The sequence below is a fragment of the Flavobacterium pectinovorum genome, assembly GCF_900142715.1.
Classification (GTDB): domain Bacteria; phylum Bacteroidota; class Bacteroidia; order Flavobacteriales; family Flavobacteriaceae; genus Flavobacterium; species Flavobacterium pectinovorum.
In genome coordinates this window covers 303,914-321,767 of sequence record NZ_FRBX01000004.1, presented here as the reverse complement: position 1 = coordinate 321,767, position 17,854 = coordinate 303,914, and the positions used below count along the sequence as shown (strand labels likewise).

19 protein-coding genes and 2 tRNA genes are annotated in these 17,854 nt (G+C 32.5%); 9 read left to right on the top strand and 12 right to left on the bottom strand.

The features are described 5' to 3' along the window. Nucleotides 1-98: 98 nt before the first annotated feature. The 3 genes from BUE22_RS15170 to BUE22_RS15160 form a co-directional block, all read right to left on the bottom strand. A complete protein-coding gene (locus tag BUE22_RS15170) occupies nucleotides 99-1,049 on the bottom strand; it encodes an ABC transporter ATP-binding protein (RefSeq protein ID WP_042565973.1) in 951 nt (316 codons plus the stop codon). Between the two features lie 102 nt (nucleotides 1,050-1,151). After that, on the bottom strand, nucleotides 1,152-1,847 hold the full coding sequence (locus BUE22_RS15165; protein WP_042565972.1) for a YiaD family glycine zipper/OmpA-like lipoprotein: 696 nt from the start codon (nucleotides 1,845-1,847) through the stop codon (nucleotides 1,152-1,154). A gap of 18 nt (nucleotides 1,848-1,865) precedes the next feature. Beyond that, nucleotides 1,866-2,366: a lipocalin family protein gene (locus BUE22_RS15160; protein WP_073396713.1), complete on the bottom strand. Its 501-nt coding sequence runs from the start codon at nucleotides 2,364-2,366 to the stop codon at nucleotides 1,866-1,868. A gap of 201 nt (nucleotides 2,367-2,567) precedes the next feature. On the opposite strand from BUE22_RS15160, the gene htpG reads away from it, so the two are divergent. The 6 genes from htpG (at nucleotide 2,568) to BUE22_RS15130 (ending at nucleotide 10,552) form a co-directional block, all read left to right on the top strand. Next, entirely contained in the window at nucleotides 2,568-4,451 is a 1,884-nt protein-coding gene (gene htpG, locus BUE22_RS15155) for a molecular chaperone HtpG (RefSeq protein ID WP_073396051.1), read from the top strand. Between the two features lie 210 nt (nucleotides 4,452-4,661). After that, nucleotides 4,662-5,927, top strand: coding sequence for a patatin-like phospholipase family protein (locus tag BUE22_RS15150; RefSeq protein ID WP_042565970.1), 1,266 nt, complete (start codon nucleotides 4,662-4,664; stop codon nucleotides 5,925-5,927). Between the two features lie 85 nt (nucleotides 5,928-6,012). Then, nucleotides 6,013-7,269: a hypothetical protein gene (locus BUE22_RS15145; RefSeq protein ID WP_073396048.1), complete on the top strand. Its 1,257-nt coding sequence runs from the start codon at nucleotides 6,013-6,015 to the stop codon at nucleotides 7,267-7,269. A 122-nt stretch (nucleotides 7,270-7,391) separates the two neighbouring features. Beyond that, complete coding sequence (locus BUE22_RS15140; RefSeq protein ID WP_073396045.1) at nucleotides 7,392-8,213, top strand: hypothetical protein; 822 nt, start codon at nucleotides 7,392-7,394, stop codon at nucleotides 8,211-8,213. A gap of 133 nt (nucleotides 8,214-8,346) precedes the next feature. Next, on the top strand, nucleotides 8,347-9,063 hold the full coding sequence (locus BUE22_RS15135) for a DUF4369 domain-containing protein (RefSeq protein WP_042565967.1): 717 nt from the start codon (nucleotides 8,347-8,349) through the stop codon (nucleotides 9,061-9,063). Nucleotides 9,064-9,292: 229 nt separating this feature from the next. Then, a complete protein-coding gene (locus tag BUE22_RS15130; RefSeq protein ID WP_073396042.1) occupies nucleotides 9,293-10,552 on the top strand; it encodes a hydroxymethylglutaryl-CoA reductase in 1,260 nt (419 codons plus the stop codon). A 32-nt stretch (nucleotides 10,553-10,584) separates the two neighbouring features. On the opposite strand, the gene BUE22_RS15125 is transcribed toward BUE22_RS15130, so the two are convergent. From BUE22_RS15125 to idi, 8 genes are all read right to left on the bottom strand, one after another. Continuing rightward, nucleotides 10,585-10,932, bottom strand: coding sequence for a hypothetical protein (locus BUE22_RS15125; RefSeq protein WP_124020476.1), 348 nt, complete (start codon nucleotides 10,930-10,932; stop codon nucleotides 10,585-10,587). Between the two features lie 109 nt (nucleotides 10,933-11,041). Beyond that, nucleotides 11,042-11,115, bottom strand: a tRNA-Thr gene (locus BUE22_RS15120). A 102-nt stretch (nucleotides 11,116-11,217) separates the two neighbouring features. Beyond that, nucleotides 11,218-11,291: transfer RNA gene (locus BUE22_RS15115), tRNA-Thr, on the bottom strand. 78 nt (nucleotides 11,292-11,369) lie between these two features. Continuing rightward, nucleotides 11,370-11,636 carry a hypothetical protein gene (locus tag BUE22_RS15110; RefSeq protein WP_026982865.1) on the bottom strand — a complete coding sequence of 89 codons (267 nt, stop codon included), beginning with the start codon at nucleotides 11,634-11,636 and terminating at the stop codon, nucleotides 11,370-11,372. Nucleotides 11,637-11,693: 57 nt separating this feature from the next. Beyond that, complete coding sequence (locus BUE22_RS15105) at nucleotides 11,694-12,662, bottom strand: type I phosphomannose isomerase catalytic subunit (RefSeq protein WP_073396039.1); 969 nt, start codon at nucleotides 12,660-12,662, stop codon at nucleotides 11,694-11,696. A 56-nt stretch (nucleotides 12,663-12,718) separates the two neighbouring features. Continuing rightward, nucleotides 12,719-13,177: a peroxiredoxin gene (locus BUE22_RS15100; protein ID WP_073396035.1), complete on the bottom strand. Its 459-nt coding sequence runs from the start codon at nucleotides 13,175-13,177 to the stop codon at nucleotides 12,719-12,721. A gap of 3 nt (nucleotides 13,178-13,180) precedes the next feature. Then, nucleotides 13,181-13,591 (bottom strand): 6-carboxytetrahydropterin synthase, encoded by a 411-nt coding sequence (locus BUE22_RS15095; protein ID WP_042565962.1) that lies wholly within the window; start codon nucleotides 13,589-13,591, stop codon nucleotides 13,181-13,183. Between the two features lie 19 nt (nucleotides 13,592-13,610). Beyond that, complete coding sequence (idi, locus tag BUE22_RS15090; protein WP_073396032.1) at nucleotides 13,611-14,138, bottom strand: isopentenyl-diphosphate Delta-isomerase; 528 nt, start codon at nucleotides 14,136-14,138, stop codon at nucleotides 13,611-13,613. Between the two features lie 296 nt (nucleotides 14,139-14,434). Here idi and msrB point away from each other — a divergent pair, with 296 nt between their 5' ends. Together msrB and msrA are read left to right on the top strand one after the other, a co-directional pair. Next, on the top strand, nucleotides 14,435-14,995 hold the full coding sequence (msrB, locus tag BUE22_RS15085) for a peptide-methionine (R)-S-oxide reductase MsrB (protein WP_073396029.1): 561 nt from the start codon (nucleotides 14,435-14,437) through the stop codon (nucleotides 14,993-14,995). A gap of 8 nt (nucleotides 14,996-15,003) precedes the next feature. After that, complete coding sequence (msrA, locus tag BUE22_RS15080; RefSeq protein ID WP_073396027.1) at nucleotides 15,004-15,618, top strand: peptide-methionine (S)-S-oxide reductase MsrA; 615 nt, start codon at nucleotides 15,004-15,006, stop codon at nucleotides 15,616-15,618. Between the two features lie 62 nt (nucleotides 15,619-15,680). On the opposite strand, the gene BUE22_RS15075 is transcribed toward msrA, so the two are convergent. Further along, entirely contained in the window at nucleotides 15,681-16,115 is a 435-nt protein-coding gene (locus tag BUE22_RS15075; RefSeq protein WP_073396024.1) for an META domain-containing protein, read from the bottom strand. A 261-nt stretch (nucleotides 16,116-16,376) separates the two neighbouring features. Here BUE22_RS15075 and BUE22_RS15070 point away from each other — a divergent pair, with 261 nt between their 5' ends. Then, nucleotides 16,377-17,783 (top strand): aminopeptidase P N-terminal domain-containing protein, encoded by a 1,407-nt coding sequence (locus BUE22_RS15070; protein WP_073396021.1) that lies wholly within the window; start codon nucleotides 16,377-16,379, stop codon nucleotides 17,781-17,783. Nucleotides 17,784-17,854 lie beyond the last annotated feature (71 nt).

Genomic DNA, 17,854 nt, shown 5'->3' with positions numbered 1-17,854 from the left:
ACTATTCTTTTATTGAAAGAATAGCAGATTTTGGGACAAAAAACAGCAATAAATTAAAAAAGCCACAAACACCTTTTAATGTTTATGGCTTTTGTTTCTTATAAATAATTTAAGGCTAGAAAAACATTCTCTTCAAGCGGTAAATCAATTTCACTTTCAAAAAATACTAATTGTCTTTTATAAACTGATTCTATCAAATAATGATTTCCTCTAAAGTAAGTTCTTCGAATTTTTACAGGTAATTTAGATTCCGGAACCATTTTAAATTGGTGCGGATAAACCAGCGTTTTATGCGTTTCATCTTCGTAAGAAACTAACAAATGAGTTGCAATTTCGTTTACCTCTCCAAAAAGGGAGGCTACGTATTTAGTTTCGGGATTTTCGTAAATTTTTGTTGGATTGTCTTTTATGACAACTTCACCGTTTCGCATTACAATTGCTTCATCAGCAAACGATAAAGCATCTGTACTATCGTGAGTTGCAATAATAACAGTAATTCCTTTTTGTTTTAAATATCGAAATAAATTTCTTCGTAAAGCATTTTTACGAAAAGCATCTATTTGACTAAATGGTTCATCGAGTAGAATAACTTCCGGCTCTAAAGCCAAAACACGAACCAATGCTACTCTTTGCTGTTGTCCACCACTTAAAAACTTTGCTTTTACATTAGAGAATTGATCCATTTCAACCATTTCCAATAATTCCTGAACACGAAGTTTTTTCATATTTGCAAAACCATTCGAAAGAAACTTTCCAACATTTTCTGCTACGGTTTCAAACGGAGACAAATCAAAATCCTGCGCCAGATATTTCATGAATGGCATTCCCGGAACTAAATTATATTTTGGACCTAAAATAGGTTTTTCATTATAGAAAATCTCACCTTCATCAAGATCATATAAACCATACATAAGTTTAAGCAGCGTACTTTTTCCGCAGCCACTTTCGCCAATAATAGCAATATTCTGACCTTTTTCTATGGTAAAAGAAACGTTATTAATAACCGATTTATCTGTATACGAAAAAGAAATATTTTTTATGTCGAGCATGAGTTATAATTGAGAGAGCAAATTTACAATGTTTAATTTCTAATGTCAAAAAAAAGCTGCTTCAATTGAAACAGCTTTTTTAAAATTATATTGTGATGGAAATTATTTTCCAGCTTCTGCTTTTGCATCATTTACCATCTTGTCGTTTGCAGTAATTGAAAACTCAACTCGACGGTTTTGAGATCTTCCTTCCGGAGTATCATTTGTTGCAATAGGATCTGCTATTCCTAAACCTGAAGTTTTGAAACGGCTTGATTTTAAACCTTTTGAAACCAAATAAGCCTGTACAGACGCAGCTCTTTGTCCAGAAAGTGTCAAGTTATATTCTGGTTTACCAGTATTATCAGTATAACCAAAAATTTGAATATCAGTATCTCCGTAATCATTAAATACAGGAACTAATTTATCTAAATTTGCCTTTGCCTGAGTAGTCAAAGTAGATTTATTTGTATCAAAACGTACAGCATTTTCATTAAGAGTTAAGTGAATCCCTTCTCCTACTCTTTCAACATCTGCACCTGGTAAAGCCTGATCGATTTCACGGGCTTGTTTGTCCATTTTGTTTCCAATAAGAGCTCCTGTTCCACCACCAACGGCAGCACCAATTGCAGCACCTAAAGCAGCGTTACCGCCTTTTCCTAAATTATTTCCTAAAATACCACCAATAAGTCCACCGGCTACTACACCAATTCCTGCACCTTTTTGGGTATTATTTGCATTTTTAACTGAATCGCAACTTGCAAAAAAACTAACTAACACAAGTAAACTGCTCAATCCTAAAACTGTTATCTTTTTCATCTTTTATTCTTTTTAATATTAATTAGCTCTTTGAAATTGGTAAGTTACATCTTTAGTTTGTCCGCCAACGTTAATGTTGTCTATTAACTGAAAAGAGTTGTCAGTTAATCCTGCTACTTTTAGCAAATATCCAGATTTTACATTTTTTGCTTTTAATCCCGGATCTACAATTTTAAGAACAAAAAGTCCCTGATTGTTAATACTCCATACAATTGGAGATGTAAATGCAGTACAACTTGGAGCATTTAATGTCATCGTACCTTTATTATTATTTGAAATAAAATTCCAGGTACTACCAATGAAACATTTAGAATCTGCAAGATCAAAAGAATTTACCTTGATATAATCAGAACCTGGGTAAGAAACATTGGTAAGAACCCAATTTCCTTTAAGCGCTACCTGAGTGGGCCTGTCAAGTTTAGTCGAAAGCGTAGTCGCCTCATTTGAAGCAGTTGACGAAGATGATTTACACGCAAAAAACATCGTGGCGATCATGCAAATGAAAATGATTTTCTTCATTTTGTACATATTTTTTAAGTTAATACTTACACATTTAACAATTATTGTACCACAAAGATACAATTCATTGAAATAAGTTGGGTTTTAAAATCTAATTATTTTCTTTCAAAATTAACACTTACGCCATTTTGTCATCTTAAAAACAATTGGTATTCTATTTGAAGAAATGAAAATCATCACGTTAAACTAAATTTATAAAATATGACAACAGGTAAAATTAATGTTTCAGTAGAAAACATCTTTCCCTTAATCAAAAAGTTCTTATACAGCGATCACGAGATTTTCTTACGTGAATTGGTTTCAAATGGAACCGATGCTACTTTAAAACTAAAACACCTAATAAGCATTGGTGAAGCTAAAGTAGAATACGGAAATCCTACTATTGAAATCAAAGTTGATAAAGAAGGTAAAAAGATCCACATTATCGACCAGGGTTTGGGTATGACTGCTGATGAAGTAGAAAAATACATCAATCAGGTTGCGTTTTCAGGAGCCGAAGAGTTTCTTGATAAATACAAAGATTCTGCTAAAGATTCTGGAATTATCGGACACTTTGGTCTTGGTTTCTATTCTGCTTTTATGGTTGCTGAAAAAGTAGAAATTATTACAAAATCATACAAAGACGAGCCAGCTGCACATTGGACATGCGACGGAAGTCCTGAATTTACTTTAGAGCCAGCTGACAAAACTTCACGCGGAACTGAAATCATATTACATGTTGCCGAAGATTCTTTAGAATTTTTAGAAGATTCTAAAATCAGTGGTTTATTAAATAAGTACAATAAATTTATGCCTATTCCGATTAAATTCGGAACAAGAACAGAAACACTTCCTAAACCGGAAGATGCTCCTGAGGACTACGTAAACGAAACTGTTGAAACAGATAATATCATCAATAATCCAAACCCGGCGTGGACAAAACAACCAACTGAATTATCTGACGAAGATTATAAAAACTTCTACAGAGAGTTGTATCCAATGCAGTTTGAAGATCCGTTATTCAACATTCACTTAAATGTAGATTATCCGTTTAACTTAACCGGAATTTTATATTTCCCTAAGTTAGGTTCTGACATGCAAATTCAGAAAGATAAAATTCAATTGTACCAAAACCAGGTTTACGTTACAGATAATGTAGAAGGAATTGTACCTGAATTTTTGACAATGCTAAAAGGGGTAATCGATTCTCCGGATATTCCATTGAACGTTTCTCGTTCTGGCTTACAAGCGGATGGTGCGGTTAAGAAAATCTCAAACTACATTACCCGTAAAGTTGCTGACAAATTAAAAGCATTATTCAACGAAAACCGTGCTGATTTTGAAGCAAAATGGAACGATATTAAAATCGTTTTAGAATACGGAATGCTTTCTGAAGATAAATTCTATGAAAAAGCAGGTGCATTTGTTTTATACCCAACTGTAGATGATACTTACTTTACTCTTGAAGAATTAAAAGAGAAATTAAAAGAAAAACAAACCGACAAAGACGGAAAATTAGTAGTTCTTTATGCAGGAAATAAAGATGCTCAGCACTCTTATATCGAAACTGCAAAAGATAAAGGATATGAAGTATTGCTTTTAGATTCTCCGATTATTTCGCACTTGATTCAAAAAATTGAAGGTGATAATAAAGATGTAACTTTTGTACGTGTTGACTCTGATCATATTGATAATTTGATCAAAAAAGACGAAAACACAATTTCTAAGTTATCTGACGAAGAAAAAGAAACGTTAAAAACTTCATTAGAAGCTTATATTCCAAAAGCATATTCTGTACAGTTAGAAGCTATGGACAGCCAGGCAGCTCCCTTTATTATTACGCAACCTGAATTTATGCGTAGAATGAAAGAAATGAGCCAATCTGGTGGCGGCGGAATGTTCGGAATGGGTAATATGCCTGAAATGTATAATTTAGTAGTTAATACCAATTCTGATTTGGCTACCAGTATTTTGAATACGGAAGACAAAACACATCAGGAACATTTGGTAAAACAAGCTTTAGATTTAGCTAAATTATCGCAAAATTTACTAAAAGGAGAAGCTTTAACAGCTTTCGTAAAAAGAAGTTTTGAAATGATTAAATAAGATTTTTTAAATCTACTTTAAATACAAAACCTGCAAGTAATATACTTGCAGGTTTTTTTTATTTATAAAAAACTTACAATCAATTATTTAACAATAATTCACCTCTGAAAAAAGGGTGTTTATACTCTATTTTTTAAATAACTATTTCTCTAATTTTATTTCTTCAAAAAATCGCAAGTTACTGATTATCAATATTTAAATAAAAATATTATGGATAAGAGAAAATTTACTGAAAATGGAGAAGTCTTAGCAATATTAAGGGATTTGAGAAAGGAAATAAATGGTAAAAAATTTTCAGATATTATCGATCTCAACAACAACCAATATGTTGATCTGGTTCAGGAAGGAGGTGGCGTATTAGGAATTGCTTTAGTTGGCTATGTTTATGTTTTAGAACAAATGGGTATTCGGTTTTTAAGTCTGGCCGGCACTTCTGCCGGAAGCATTAACACCATGCTTATGGCCGCTGCCGGAACTTGCGATATCGAAAAATCAGAATGGATATTAGACTGTTTATGTAATAAAAACTTAAATGATTTTGTAGATGGAGATCACGATGCCCGCGAATTTATTGATGCTTTACTAAGTGATTCGGGAAACTTAAAATTAATTATGAAAGGATGTCAGGTAGTGGATAATTTTAAAGATGATCTTGGATTAAATCCCGGCAATAATTTCTATCAATGGATTTCGAATCTTCTTTCACAAAAAGGAATAAAAAATTATGCCGATTTAAAGGCTTTACGTTTGAAAGGTGTTTCAGATCAAAATAAATTGTACTTAATCAATAAGGTTCAACAAGGCGACAGAGAAGAATACACCAGAGCGGATCATTGGAGTAATATGGCAATAATTACTGCTGATATTACTACCGAAAGTAAAATTGTGTTCCCTAAAATGATTGATTTGTTTTACTCAAACCCTGATGTTCAAAACCCTGCCGATTTTGTGAGAGCCTCCATGTCAATACCTCTGTTTTTTAGTCCGTTTAGAATTAAAAACATTCCGACAGGCGTTGAATCCTGGGAAAAATGGAATGAAGCCACAGGGTTACGAACTTCTGTGCCATCTGAAGTTATTTTTATGGATGGCGGTATCATTTCAAATTTTCCGATTGATATTTTTCATGAAAATTTAACTGTGCCGGCCTCACCTACTTTTGGCGTAAAACTGGGTTATGACAAAAATGAAGTTAATAAAAATGAAAAAATAACCAATATAATTAGTTCCATGTTTGACACAGCAAGATATGGTTATGATTCAGAATTTTTAATAAAAAATCCCGATTTTAGAAACCTGATAGGATACATTGATACGGGCGGTCATAATTGGCTTAATTTCAATATGACCGAAGATGCTAAAATTGATCTCTTCATTCGAGGTGCCCAAAAAGCCTCAGAATTCTTAACCAAATTTGACTGGGAGAAATATAAAGATATACGAAAAGCAAAGAGCAAATACTATAGAACTGTTTAATTTTCAACCAGATAGCAAAATTTGGTTGAAAATGATTTGCAATTTTCCTGAAACCTGAAGTTTTCATAAACTTAAAACAAATCCAATGTCAAACAAAATAGGAATTTATATTACAGGTCTCGGTCAATCTATTGACAACGAAACAGTCGAAAAATATGTGGAAAGACTTAAAAATGAATTAAGTTTTAAAACAGATGGCACTTTTTATTATCTTAAAATTGAAAAAAAAATCTATCCCATAGATAAAGAATGTACAGTTGTTAATCTTTACAGAAAAAGTAGAAAGGATAAAGACAACAAAAACGTTGAGGGGCAACTAATTTATAAAATGTATGATTTTCAGTACCATCAAATTCTAACTAATAGATTTGAACGTCACAATATCATTATAAAAAATCTACTCTTATTTACGTTAATTATAAAAAAACTCCCTCAGATCACGTTGCGATTATTCAATGGAGATGGTTTTAGCAGACCATATCAAACCTTGTATGCTTTTCTAATGTTATTTACAATCTCATTATGTATCCTTTTTTTAGTCCCGGCATGCATTGAAATAATTTTAAACAGCACAAATAATGGCTCCGGTTTAATAGAAAAAACTAATGCAGCTCTTCGCTTCTTTAATATAAAAAAAATAATTTGTGTTACTGAAAGCAATAAAACCCTGAGCGCTATTGGAAAGACAATACTTTCAATAACAACTTTAGTACTTTTGTTTGCACCAAAATCTAAAACAATACTAACTTCACTTGCCACCGAATTTTCCTGTGTCGACAGTTATATTACAAACGGAGATCAAAGTCAGATATTATTAGGAAATCTGGATCAGTTAATTGAATACATCGCAGAGAATGAACCTAATCCTGAAATTCATTTTCACACCTATAGTTTTGGATGCATACTTGCCATTGATGCCCTTTTTCCAATTGCAGAAATTCCTCCATCTGATAATATTCAAAAATTAACGAAACTCCTTATCACGATCGGAAATCCATTCGAATTTATTAATGCTTACTACCCAATATTTTACGAAAGAAGGTGCAGCGTAATGAAAGATAAACTGAATTGGATAAATGTTTATTCTATTTTGGACGTTTTCTCAACCAATTTCAGAAGGGATGACAAACGAGGTGAAGCCGAATTTGGTATAAAAGACATTCCGCGTACTCCGGAAAACATCAATTATGAAATCACATCAGACCGTTCTGGGTTAGTAACTTTTTTTTCATTAAATAGCATTAAAATGCATAAATGTTATTGGGATTACAGCACAATAGGACAAAGCTGTATGAAAGTAATATTACCTAGTTTGTTAGAAAAAAAATCAATTTCTTTATAAAATATTTTTACATAAATATCTATATATAATCCTGTAAATAAGCCAACAGGATTTTTTTTAGGCTAATTTCTTTTTTTTCTTATTTTTGATGGCCCTTATTTCTAACTTAAACCAAAATCATTATGAGGAAAATTATTCTTTTAACCCTAACTATTTGTACAACAGCACTGATTTATGTTTCCTGTTCCAGCAGTGATGATATTGTTAATCAAACAGATCCATCTGCCGTTGGTGCTTCTGTTGCAATTGACGCAGCAAACGAAATGGATGTTAAAACGGGTTTATCTGTAACTGTTTCTGCCGAAACCGCAAAAACCACTGAAACCGGACCAATAACCTGCGCTACAATTACAGTAGCAATGCCAAACGGAACAGCCTATCCAAAAGTATTTACAGTAGATTACGGCACAGGCTGTACTATCAATCAGCTTGAAAGAAAGGGAAAACTAAAAATTACTCTTACTGGCCCGATTATTACGCCTGGAAGCAAAATGACAATCGAAAGAATCAATTACTCTATTGCAGGTTTAAAACTTGAAGGAACAATTGAGTATACCAACACAACAACTATTGCCACAGTACCACAATGGACAAGAAAAGTAACTAACGGAAAATTTACGGATTTACAAGGAAGAGTTTTTTTAAATTCAGGAACGTTTACCACAAAACAAACAGCAGGTGTTGATACGCCATACGTATTAGAAGATAATATTTATGAAATACCTGATGGAACCCACACAGTAACCACCGAAAAAGGAGGAACTTTGACATTGACCGTTAAAGAAACATTAGTTAAAAAATACTCCTGCGAGTTTATTTCAAAAGGAGAATTGCAAGTTGTGGGAGGTTATTTGAATGGAATTGTAGATTACGGAAACAACGAATGTGACAATAAATACACTTACTATCACGAGAATGGAACTGCCTATAATTTATCTATGTAACAGATTCATTTTTAAAAAAATAAACAAATCCCAATTTAGAAATAGATTGGGATTTTATTTTTATTAAAAATTAAACAGCTACATCTTCACATTCAAACTATTTTCTTTATTTTGCAGCAAAATCTAAAAACCAATGAAAAAATCAATTATTGCCTTTGCTGCGATTGCACTTTTAGCATCATGCAGCAAAAAAGAATCTACTGACGGTTTACACTTAACAGGAAATATTAAAGGATTAAAAAACGGAACTTTATATATCCAAAGAGTTGTTGATACTTCACTTATTGCAATTGACTCTATTAAAATAGACGGAAACTCGTCTTTTGAAAGTAATATTAAATTAGAATCACCAGAAGTACTATATTTATTCCTTGATCGCGGAGTAACCAATTCATTAGACAATAATATTTTATTCTTTGCTGAACCAGGCGATATGAATATTGATACCAACCTTGACAATTTCATTTACGGAGCTAAAATTACAGGATCTAAAAATCAGGAATTATACGAAGAATACAAAAAAATCAATTCACGCTTTAATGACGAAAACCTTTCTTTGGTTGAATCAAAATTTAATGCAATAAAAAGACAAGACCAGAAAGCAGTTGATAGTATAGACACAAAACAACAGTCTAATATCAAAAGAAGATATCTATACGCTACCAACTTTGCAATAAACCATAAAGATCACGAAATAGCACCTTATATTGCTTTGGCAGAAATTTATGACATCAATGTAAAGTTTCTTGATACCATTCAAAAATCAATGACTCCAAAAGTTGCACAGTCACTTTACGGTAAAAAATTAACCAAGTTTGTTGCTGAAATAAAAAAAGAAGAACAAAAATAATTTTGCACAACCTTAAAAATCAGCAATTTAACTAAAAAATAGCTGTTTTATTTATACCTTTTCATCCTGTTCTTATTAATAGAACAGGATTTTTTTATTGCCTTTTTTTCATATTTTAATAGAAAAATCATAAATACCTGATAATTAAATAATTATATGTTAAAAAGTAAAAATCAATAATTATTTTATTTTTATTTTGTAGTAACTTAGCTTCATAAAATAATAAATTATGAAGAATCCACTTAGTATTATCAGTTATGGAAAATATGATTTTATTAATTCATTAGCTATTGAAAAACTAGAATCCTATCATCCACAATCTAATTTAGAATTAGAAAAAGTTCCTATACAGGATCCGTACTCAAAAAACGGACAAGAATTACGTTTAAATTTTATTCGGCAGCACTTAAAATCAAATGTTGATTATTTGTCTGGAGAAAAAACATTTAACGACAATCAAAGCTTAAAAGGCAATATTGAGAATTATATCGGCATGAGCCAGATTCCTACAGGAATTATTGGTCCATTATTAATAAATGGAAGTTCTGCTCAAGGCCCGTTTTATGTTCCTCTTGCCACTACCGAAGGAGCTTTAATTGCATCCTATAACAGAGGCACAAAAGCTTGCAGAGAATCTGGAACAATTACTGTAATTACATTACAAGAAGGTGTACAAAGAACACCGACATTCAAATTTAAAAATTTAATTGATCTGGCAAAATTTGTTGCCTGGGTATCAGAAAACAAAGAAATATTCTCTATTTTAACCCGCGAAACCAGTAATTATGCAGTCCTTAACGATTTGGGGATAAGCATAGAAGGAAATATTTTAATTCTCAAATTTGAATATACTTCAGGAGATGCATCAGGTCAAAATATGGTTACTATTTGTACAGATAAAATTTGCAAGTATATTCTAAGTAATTGCCCAATTGAACCTGTTTATTGGACCATTGAAGGAAATACATCGGGAGATAAAAAAGTAACTCCATTAACCACAAAAGTTCGAGGAAAAAAAGTCACTGCCGAAATCACATTAAAAAGAGATGTCATTGAATCTGTACTTAAGACAACTGCAGAACTATTATGCCAACAATGGAAAATAAGCTCATCTGGGTGTTTAAAAGTTGGCGCAAGTGGTATTGCAACACAGACTGCTAATGCACTTGCTGCTTTATTTATAGCATGCGGACAAGATGTTGCCTGTACCGGCGAGGCTGCTACTGCAATTACAAGAATGGAGATCGATGAAAATAACGATTTGTACTGTTCAATTACCATGTCTAACATAATTGTAGGCAGTGTTGGCGGTGGAACTTCGTTTCCGACACAAAAAGAATGTCTTGAATTAATGGATTGCTATGGTCCCGGAAAAAGCGGGAAACTTGCCGAAATAGCAGTTGCTGTATGCCTGGCAGGTGAAATTTCAATTTTATCAGCAATGTCATCGGGGCATTTTACATCTGCGCATCAAACACTTGGAAGATAAAAAACAGATATAGATTTTAGTAACAAACTACCTTAAAATCCTTTTACAACTTTTATCACAAGCTTGCAATACAAATATAAAAGCAGCACAATTAAACAAACAAACCAAAAAGCAGCAAACACAAGTGCAAAATAGTTTACCAGCCCGGGTAGTGCAACAATTTCTGTAGATGATGTCAGAGTTTCGATTAAAGGTCCTTGCAGCATTAAAATAAGTGCAGTAAAAATCATGATTCCGAAACCTGTAAAACCAACAATAGCAAGAATATTACGCTTTTTAGGCAATACTTTTACATATTCATTGACAGAGTTATCAATCTTAAATTCACTTTTCTCAAAAACCGAAACATTCCCCATTTGTATATCTGCATAAAAATACAAATGTAAGAATTTTATTTCAAATAAAAATTATCTAGAATTGTAAAAAATAAAAATCCCTTGTAGTATTTAAACAAAAAAACCATCACTTTTCAGTGATGGTTTTATGTTGAGCCGGCGGAGGGACTCGAACCCACGACCTGCTGATTACAAATCAGCTGCTCTAGCCAACTGAGCTACGCTGGCGACTCATTACGGGTGCAAAGATAAAATGGTTTTTTATATTTCCAAAATAAATTTACAAGTATTTTAAAGAAAAAACCACCACTAAAAGTGATGGTTTTGTTGAGCCGGCGGAGGGACTCGAACCCACGACCTGCTGATTACAAATCAGCTGCTCTAGCCAACTGAGCTACGCTGGCGACTCATTACGGGTGCAAAGATAAGCCTGTTTTTCGTTTTTCCAAATAAAAAATCAAACTTTTTATACTTTTTTTTGCTTACAATTCGTTGATTTTAGCAATCAATTGATTAGCAGTTTCTTCCAATTCAACATTTATTTGTTTGAAGTGTGCTTTTTTGTTTTCAACGTTCTTTGCATTCACTTTTGTGATCAAAGTATCAAAAGCAGCTATAGCCTGGTCGATCAAAGCATTCGTTTCCGGAGTAGGATTTCCTGTTGTAGACATTTCAAATAAGTAAATTGCCTCAATAATATCCCCTAATACGAAATTGATGTCTTTCTTTAAATTCTTAACGTTTGCCATTTTTATTTTAATTTTAATTTGCGACTGCAAAAGTACATATAATCTTTTTATTACGTGCTATGAAATGTAAATTTCTAAAATTGAAGCATTTCCACTCAAAATAAATGCATTAATCTCAGCAGGAACCAAAATAGTATCTCCTTTTATATAAGTTTGTTTAAAACCATTGTATTCAATTTCAAAACTTCCTTCAATACACATATAAACAGTAAAACTTGCTCCAGATTTAGAAACTTCCAATTTATTTTCTAAAGGAAGAAAATTGGTCGTAAAATAAGGACAATCAACTACAACATTTGATGTATTTGTTTTTGTCTCGTATTTTTTCTGTGTATTTACTTTATTATAATTAATAGCATCAAGTGCTAAATCTACGTGAAGTTCTCTCGTGTTTCCCTGCGCATCTTTACGATCAAAATCGTACAAACGATACGTAATATCAGATGTTTGCTGAATTTCGGCAACAACCAAACCTGCACCAATCGCGTGAACGGTTCCTGTTTCTAAAAAGAAAACATCTCCCGGCTTTGCTTTTACAGTATCTAAAATCGAAACTAACGTTTTATCATTTAAGTGTTTTAAATATTCTTCTTTGCTTGAATCTTCTTTAAATCCAACAATAATTCTTGCATCGGCATCAGCTTGCGTTACATACCACATTTCGGTTTTACCAAAAGAATTATGACGCTCTTTTGCTAATTTATCGTTTGGATGAACTTGTATCGAAAGATCTTCTCTTGCGTCTAAATATTTAAAAAGCAACGGAAATTGTTTTCCAAAACGGTTGTAAACTTCTGTTCCCAGAATTTCATTTGGTGATTCGTCAATAAGTTCCATTAACGACTTGCCTTTTAACTCACCATTCGCCACAACACTCACGTCTCCTTCTACAGTTGATAATTCCCAGCTTTCGCCAGTTATTTTAGAAGTAATTGGTTTGTTAAGAATAGTTTTTAGTTTTTCTCCTCCCCAGATTCTTTCTTTTAAAATTGGTTCAAATTGTAAAGGGTACATTTTTGGTTCCATAAGTTTTCTTTTTTGGCAAATATTTTAATTAATTATTGTTGTGTTCTAATTGTATTTTATGATACTAATTCTTTAATGGTCTCTAATGCTTTCGGAATGTGTTTTGCTGCATTCATATTATCAAAAATATAAATTACAACCCCATTTCTGTCAATAATATAAGTAACTCTTCCCGGCAACAAACCAAATAAATTATTCTTTACTCCAAAAAGCTGTCTTAATCTTTTATCCTGATCAGACAACAAAATGAATGGCAATTCATGTTTTTTGGCAAATTTGTGATGTGATTTTACACTATCACTGCTTATTCCGATTACTTCGGCACCTAAATCTTTAAAATCTTCGTATTGGTCTCTAAAGCTGCAAGCCTCAGTAGTACAACCCGGCGTATTATCTTTTGGGTAAAAATAAATCACAAGTGGCTTTCTTCCTAAAACATTTCGGCTTTCAAAAAGTTCTCCGTGACTATCTTTTGCAGTAAAATTCGGAACTATATCTCCTATTTTTAATGACATTTATTATTCTCCTTTATAAGTTACAAAATTGCGGTCCGTTTCATTCAAAACGATTTCTAAGTCAAAATCAGGCTGAATTCTTTTTCTAATTTTATTCCATATCACAACGGCAATATTTTCTGCTGTTGGATTCAAATCCTGAAATTCCGGAACATCCAGATTCAGGTTTTTGTGATCAAACGGAATTTCTACCTCTTCCAGTATAATATCCGCTAATACTTTCACATCTAAAACAAAACCAGTTTCGGGGTCAATTTTCCCTGTAACACTTACTGTTAAACCATAATTATGACCATGAAAATTGGCGTTATTGCATTTTCCAAAAACAGCATCGTTTTTTTCAAATGTCCAATCTTTTCTGTGCAATCGATGTGCAGCATTAAAATGTGCTTTTCTTGATATGGTTACTCTCATTTAGGTTTGGTTGGTATAATTAAATTTTATGGTCTTCTAAATAATGATAAAATTCATCAAAAATTATTTTAAACCATACAGTATAAATTTCAGGCTTTTGTTCAATATCTGCTTTAATATCTTCAATTTTCATCCATTTCCAATCTTCGACTTCCTCTAAATTGATGGCAGGATTGTCATTATAATAGCCTATCATAACATGATCGAGTTCGTGTTCAGTCAAACCATTATCAAAAGGTGCTTTATAAATAAAATGAAAAAGTTCTTTCAACTCTGCTTTAAAACCCATTTCCTCAAACAATCTTCTGCTTCCGGCTTCTATATTTGTTTCGCCTTCACGTTGATGACTGCAACATGTATTCGTCCAGAGTAAAGGAGAATGATATTTTTGATGCGCACGCTGCTGCAACATGATTTCATTTTTACTATTTAAAATAAAAACCGAAAATGCACGGTGTAAAAGTGCTTTTTCATGCGCTTCTAATTTTGGCATTAAGCCAATTTGTTCATCGTTTTGATTGACTAATATTACGTTTTCTTCTATCATATGTAGTTTTGTACAAACAAAAATACGAAAAAAGAAATGGCTTGAAAATCCTAAAAAAGATTGTGAAAAGTTTAACGAGCTGCCATTCTTTACAAGCATTTCATATTCAAAACTTTATAAATATATTTTAATTTTAAAACACCTTAAAAATAAGTCTAAAAAACTAAACCGATTGCTTTTACGTAAATAAAAAAAAGTTAAAACATACTTAAAAAAAACTCAATTGTAAATTAGCCGACATTTCTAAGCCAACTCTCGTCGTATCTTTGATTTACAATTAAAAAGCCTCATAAAACATGAAAACAAGAACTCAATTTTTTAGCCTTTGCCTTTTGCTTCCGCTCTTTATTTTTCAGGCATGCGGGCAATCATCAAAAAAACAAAATACAAAAACTGTTGTTATGGAAAATAAAATCGATAAACCCGGAAATCCTTATTATTCAAATACAGATACCACAAAACTAAACGTAAGTGATGCCGAATGGAAAAAAGTGCTTCCGGAAGATGTTTATGCTGTTATGCGTCAAGCGGATACGGAGAGACCTTTTACAGGAAAATACTGGAACACCGATGAAAAAGGAACTTATTACTGCGCGTCATGCGGAAACCTGCTTTTTAGATCAGGAGCCAAATTTTCAAGCAGCTGCGGATGGCCAAGCTTTTTTGAACAGGACAATAAAAAAAGTGTCGTTTATAAAAATGATAATTCATTGGGAATGGAAAGAATCGAAGCACTTTGCGGACGTTGCGGAGGGCATTTAGGTCATTTATTTGATGATGGTCCTGCACCAACCGGAAAACGTTATTGCATGAACTCGATTGCTCTTGATTTTATTCCTGATTCACAAAATAAATAATTCTTAAAATGAAAAATACAATTTTAATTTGCCTTTTTGCATTATCCCTTAACGGATTTGCGCAAACAAAAAAAACTTCAAATCTTGAAACCATTACCGTTGGCGGTGGCTGTTATTGGTGTGTAGAAGCCGTTTATGAAAATTTAAACGGGGTAAAATCTGTAGTTTCGGGATTTTCTGGAGGAAAAGTAGCTAACCCAACTTATGAAGAAGTTTGCACAGGAACAACTGGTCACGCCGAAGTGGTACAAATTACGTATGACAAAAACGTGACAGACCTCAACGAAATTTTCAAAGTATTTTTTACCGTTCACGATCCTACAACTTTAAACAGACAAGGAGCTGATGTTGGTACACAATATCGTTCTGTGATTTTTTATAAAAACGAAGAGCAAAAAAAAGCCGCTCAAAGTATTATCGCCGAGCTAAATAAAGCAAAAGTTTACGATAGTCCAATTGTTACCAAAGTAGAACCTTTTACAAAGTTTTATAAAGCCGAAGATTATCATCAAAATTATTATGCAAACAATAAAAATCAGCCGTATTGCAAAATGGTGATTCAGCCGAAAATAGAAAAATTCGAAAAAGTCTTTAAAGACAAATTAAAAAAGAGTAAAGCATAAAAAAATAGCGAAATGAATTAAATCATTTCGCTATTTTTTTTAAGTCAATTTTTGAATTTAAATTATTTCGCTGCTTTTTTAAATCTCATCATCGGCACATCGCCTTGAATTAAATTTAGTTTTCCGTCTTTGTCAATAGAATAACTTGTGATTTTTTTCATCTGCTGTAAAAATTGCGCTTCTCCTCCACCATCACAAAACATCATTGTAGTTGGTCCCGGCTCTCCAAAAGTCAGAGAATTTCCATTTAAAGTAAATGGCGCGCTGTAGCCATTACATCCGTTATTACCAAAAACATTTTTTTCTTTCTGATCAAAAGTAATTTGTGGTTTTTTATTCGGATACAATCCTTCAAAAGCAATTCTTGGTCCTGAAATATATTCTAATTCCCAAGTTGTATCATAAATACCGGCAGCGCTTTTATTTTCTTTTGATGCCATACATGAAGCAAGTAATAAGGTTAAAACCGAAACGATTGCGATGGTATGTTTTTTCATAATTTGTTTTTTTTTGAATTAAACATTTTGTTTTTTTTGAAGATTAAAATTAGTCTCTAACATTCCTTTCTCAATATTCATGCCCGTTTTTAAGTTTTAAATAGAAAAACTTTAACCATTAAGTTGACATATTTTCATCTCTAAGTTACATATTTTTCTTAAAAACAATATTAATACAAGATTTAAATTCCATTACGTAATTGTATTTTTTTGTAATTTGCATCACATAAAAAACAAATTCATCATCAAAAAATCAAAAAAATGAAGCGACTGCTCTTACTTTTTGCCTTCTTAATTACAATCAATCAAGTACAATCTCAGGAAAATTTACCAACCGATTATCTTTCCAAAGAATTTCATAAAGGCAGAAGAGAAGCTTTTAGAGCTTTAATGCCTGCAAATTCTGTAGCGGTTATTTTTTCATATCCTGAAAGAGTTTTTTCAAAAGACATAAATTATAATTATCATCAAAATCCAGATTTGTTTTATTTAGCAGGTTATAAGGAACCAGATGGTGTTTTATTGCTTTTTAAAGAAAATCAGGGAAGTGACGAAAAATACAACGAAGTTCTTTTTGTGAGAGAAAAAAATGCCAATCGCGAAATGTGGACAGGAAGACGTTTAGGAACCGATGGAGCAAAATCTAAATTAGGTTTTTCAACAGCTTACAACGGCAAGGATTTTAAGGATTTCGCTATTGATTTTCAAAAATTTGACAAAATTATTTACGACAAAATCTCAACAGATCTTGGAAAAGACAAAAGCGGTTTTGATCTTTTTGGCTTATTAGAAACTTTTAAAACTAAAGCAGGAATTACTACTGAAAACGAAGCTTCATTAGAACTTTTCAGAACAATTACAAACTCGCTTAGAGAAATAAAAACGCCGGAAGAAATGGTTTTAATGCGTAAAACCGTAAAACTTTCCTGCGTTGCCCACAACGAAGTCATGAAAGCAGTTGGTCCAGATATGAGCGAAAACGAAGCTGACGGAATTCATGCTTACATTCACAAACATTATGGTGCCGAAGGCGAAGGTTATCCGCCAATTATAGGCGCCGGAGCAAACGGATGTATTTTACATTACGGAGAAAATAATGCCACAAAAATTGACAATCAATTGTTGTTGATGGATGTTGGTTCTGAGTATCACGGTTATTCTGCCGACGTTACAAGAACAATTCCGGCAAACGGAAAATTTACCGAAGAGCAAAAAGCCATTTATCAATTGGTTTACGACGCGCAGGAAGAGGTTTTTAAAATCTGTAAAGAAGGAACACCAATTCAGGATTTAAATAAAAAATCGAAAGAAGTTATTGCTGCCGGATTAATTAAACTGGGAATTATCACAGATCCTGCAGATGTAAAAATCTACTATCCGCATGGCTGTTCGCATTTTCTTGGTTTAGATGTTCACGATAAAGGAAATTATATGGGCAGCTTAAAAGAAAATATGATCCTGACTGTTGAACCTGGAATCTATATTCCGGCAAACAGTAAATGTGATAAAAAATGGTGGAATATTGGAGTTCGTATCGAAGATGATATTCTCATCAAAAAAAATTCATATGAAAATCTATCAGCTGAATCTCCAAGAAAATGGGATGAAATTGAAAAATTGGCAGCTCAAAAAAGCACTTTCAATGAAATGAAATTCCCTAAAATATAATTTTATTTTTGCCACAGATTATAAGATTAAAATGATTTTAAAATCTGGGGCAGTTTGCCACGAATTTCACG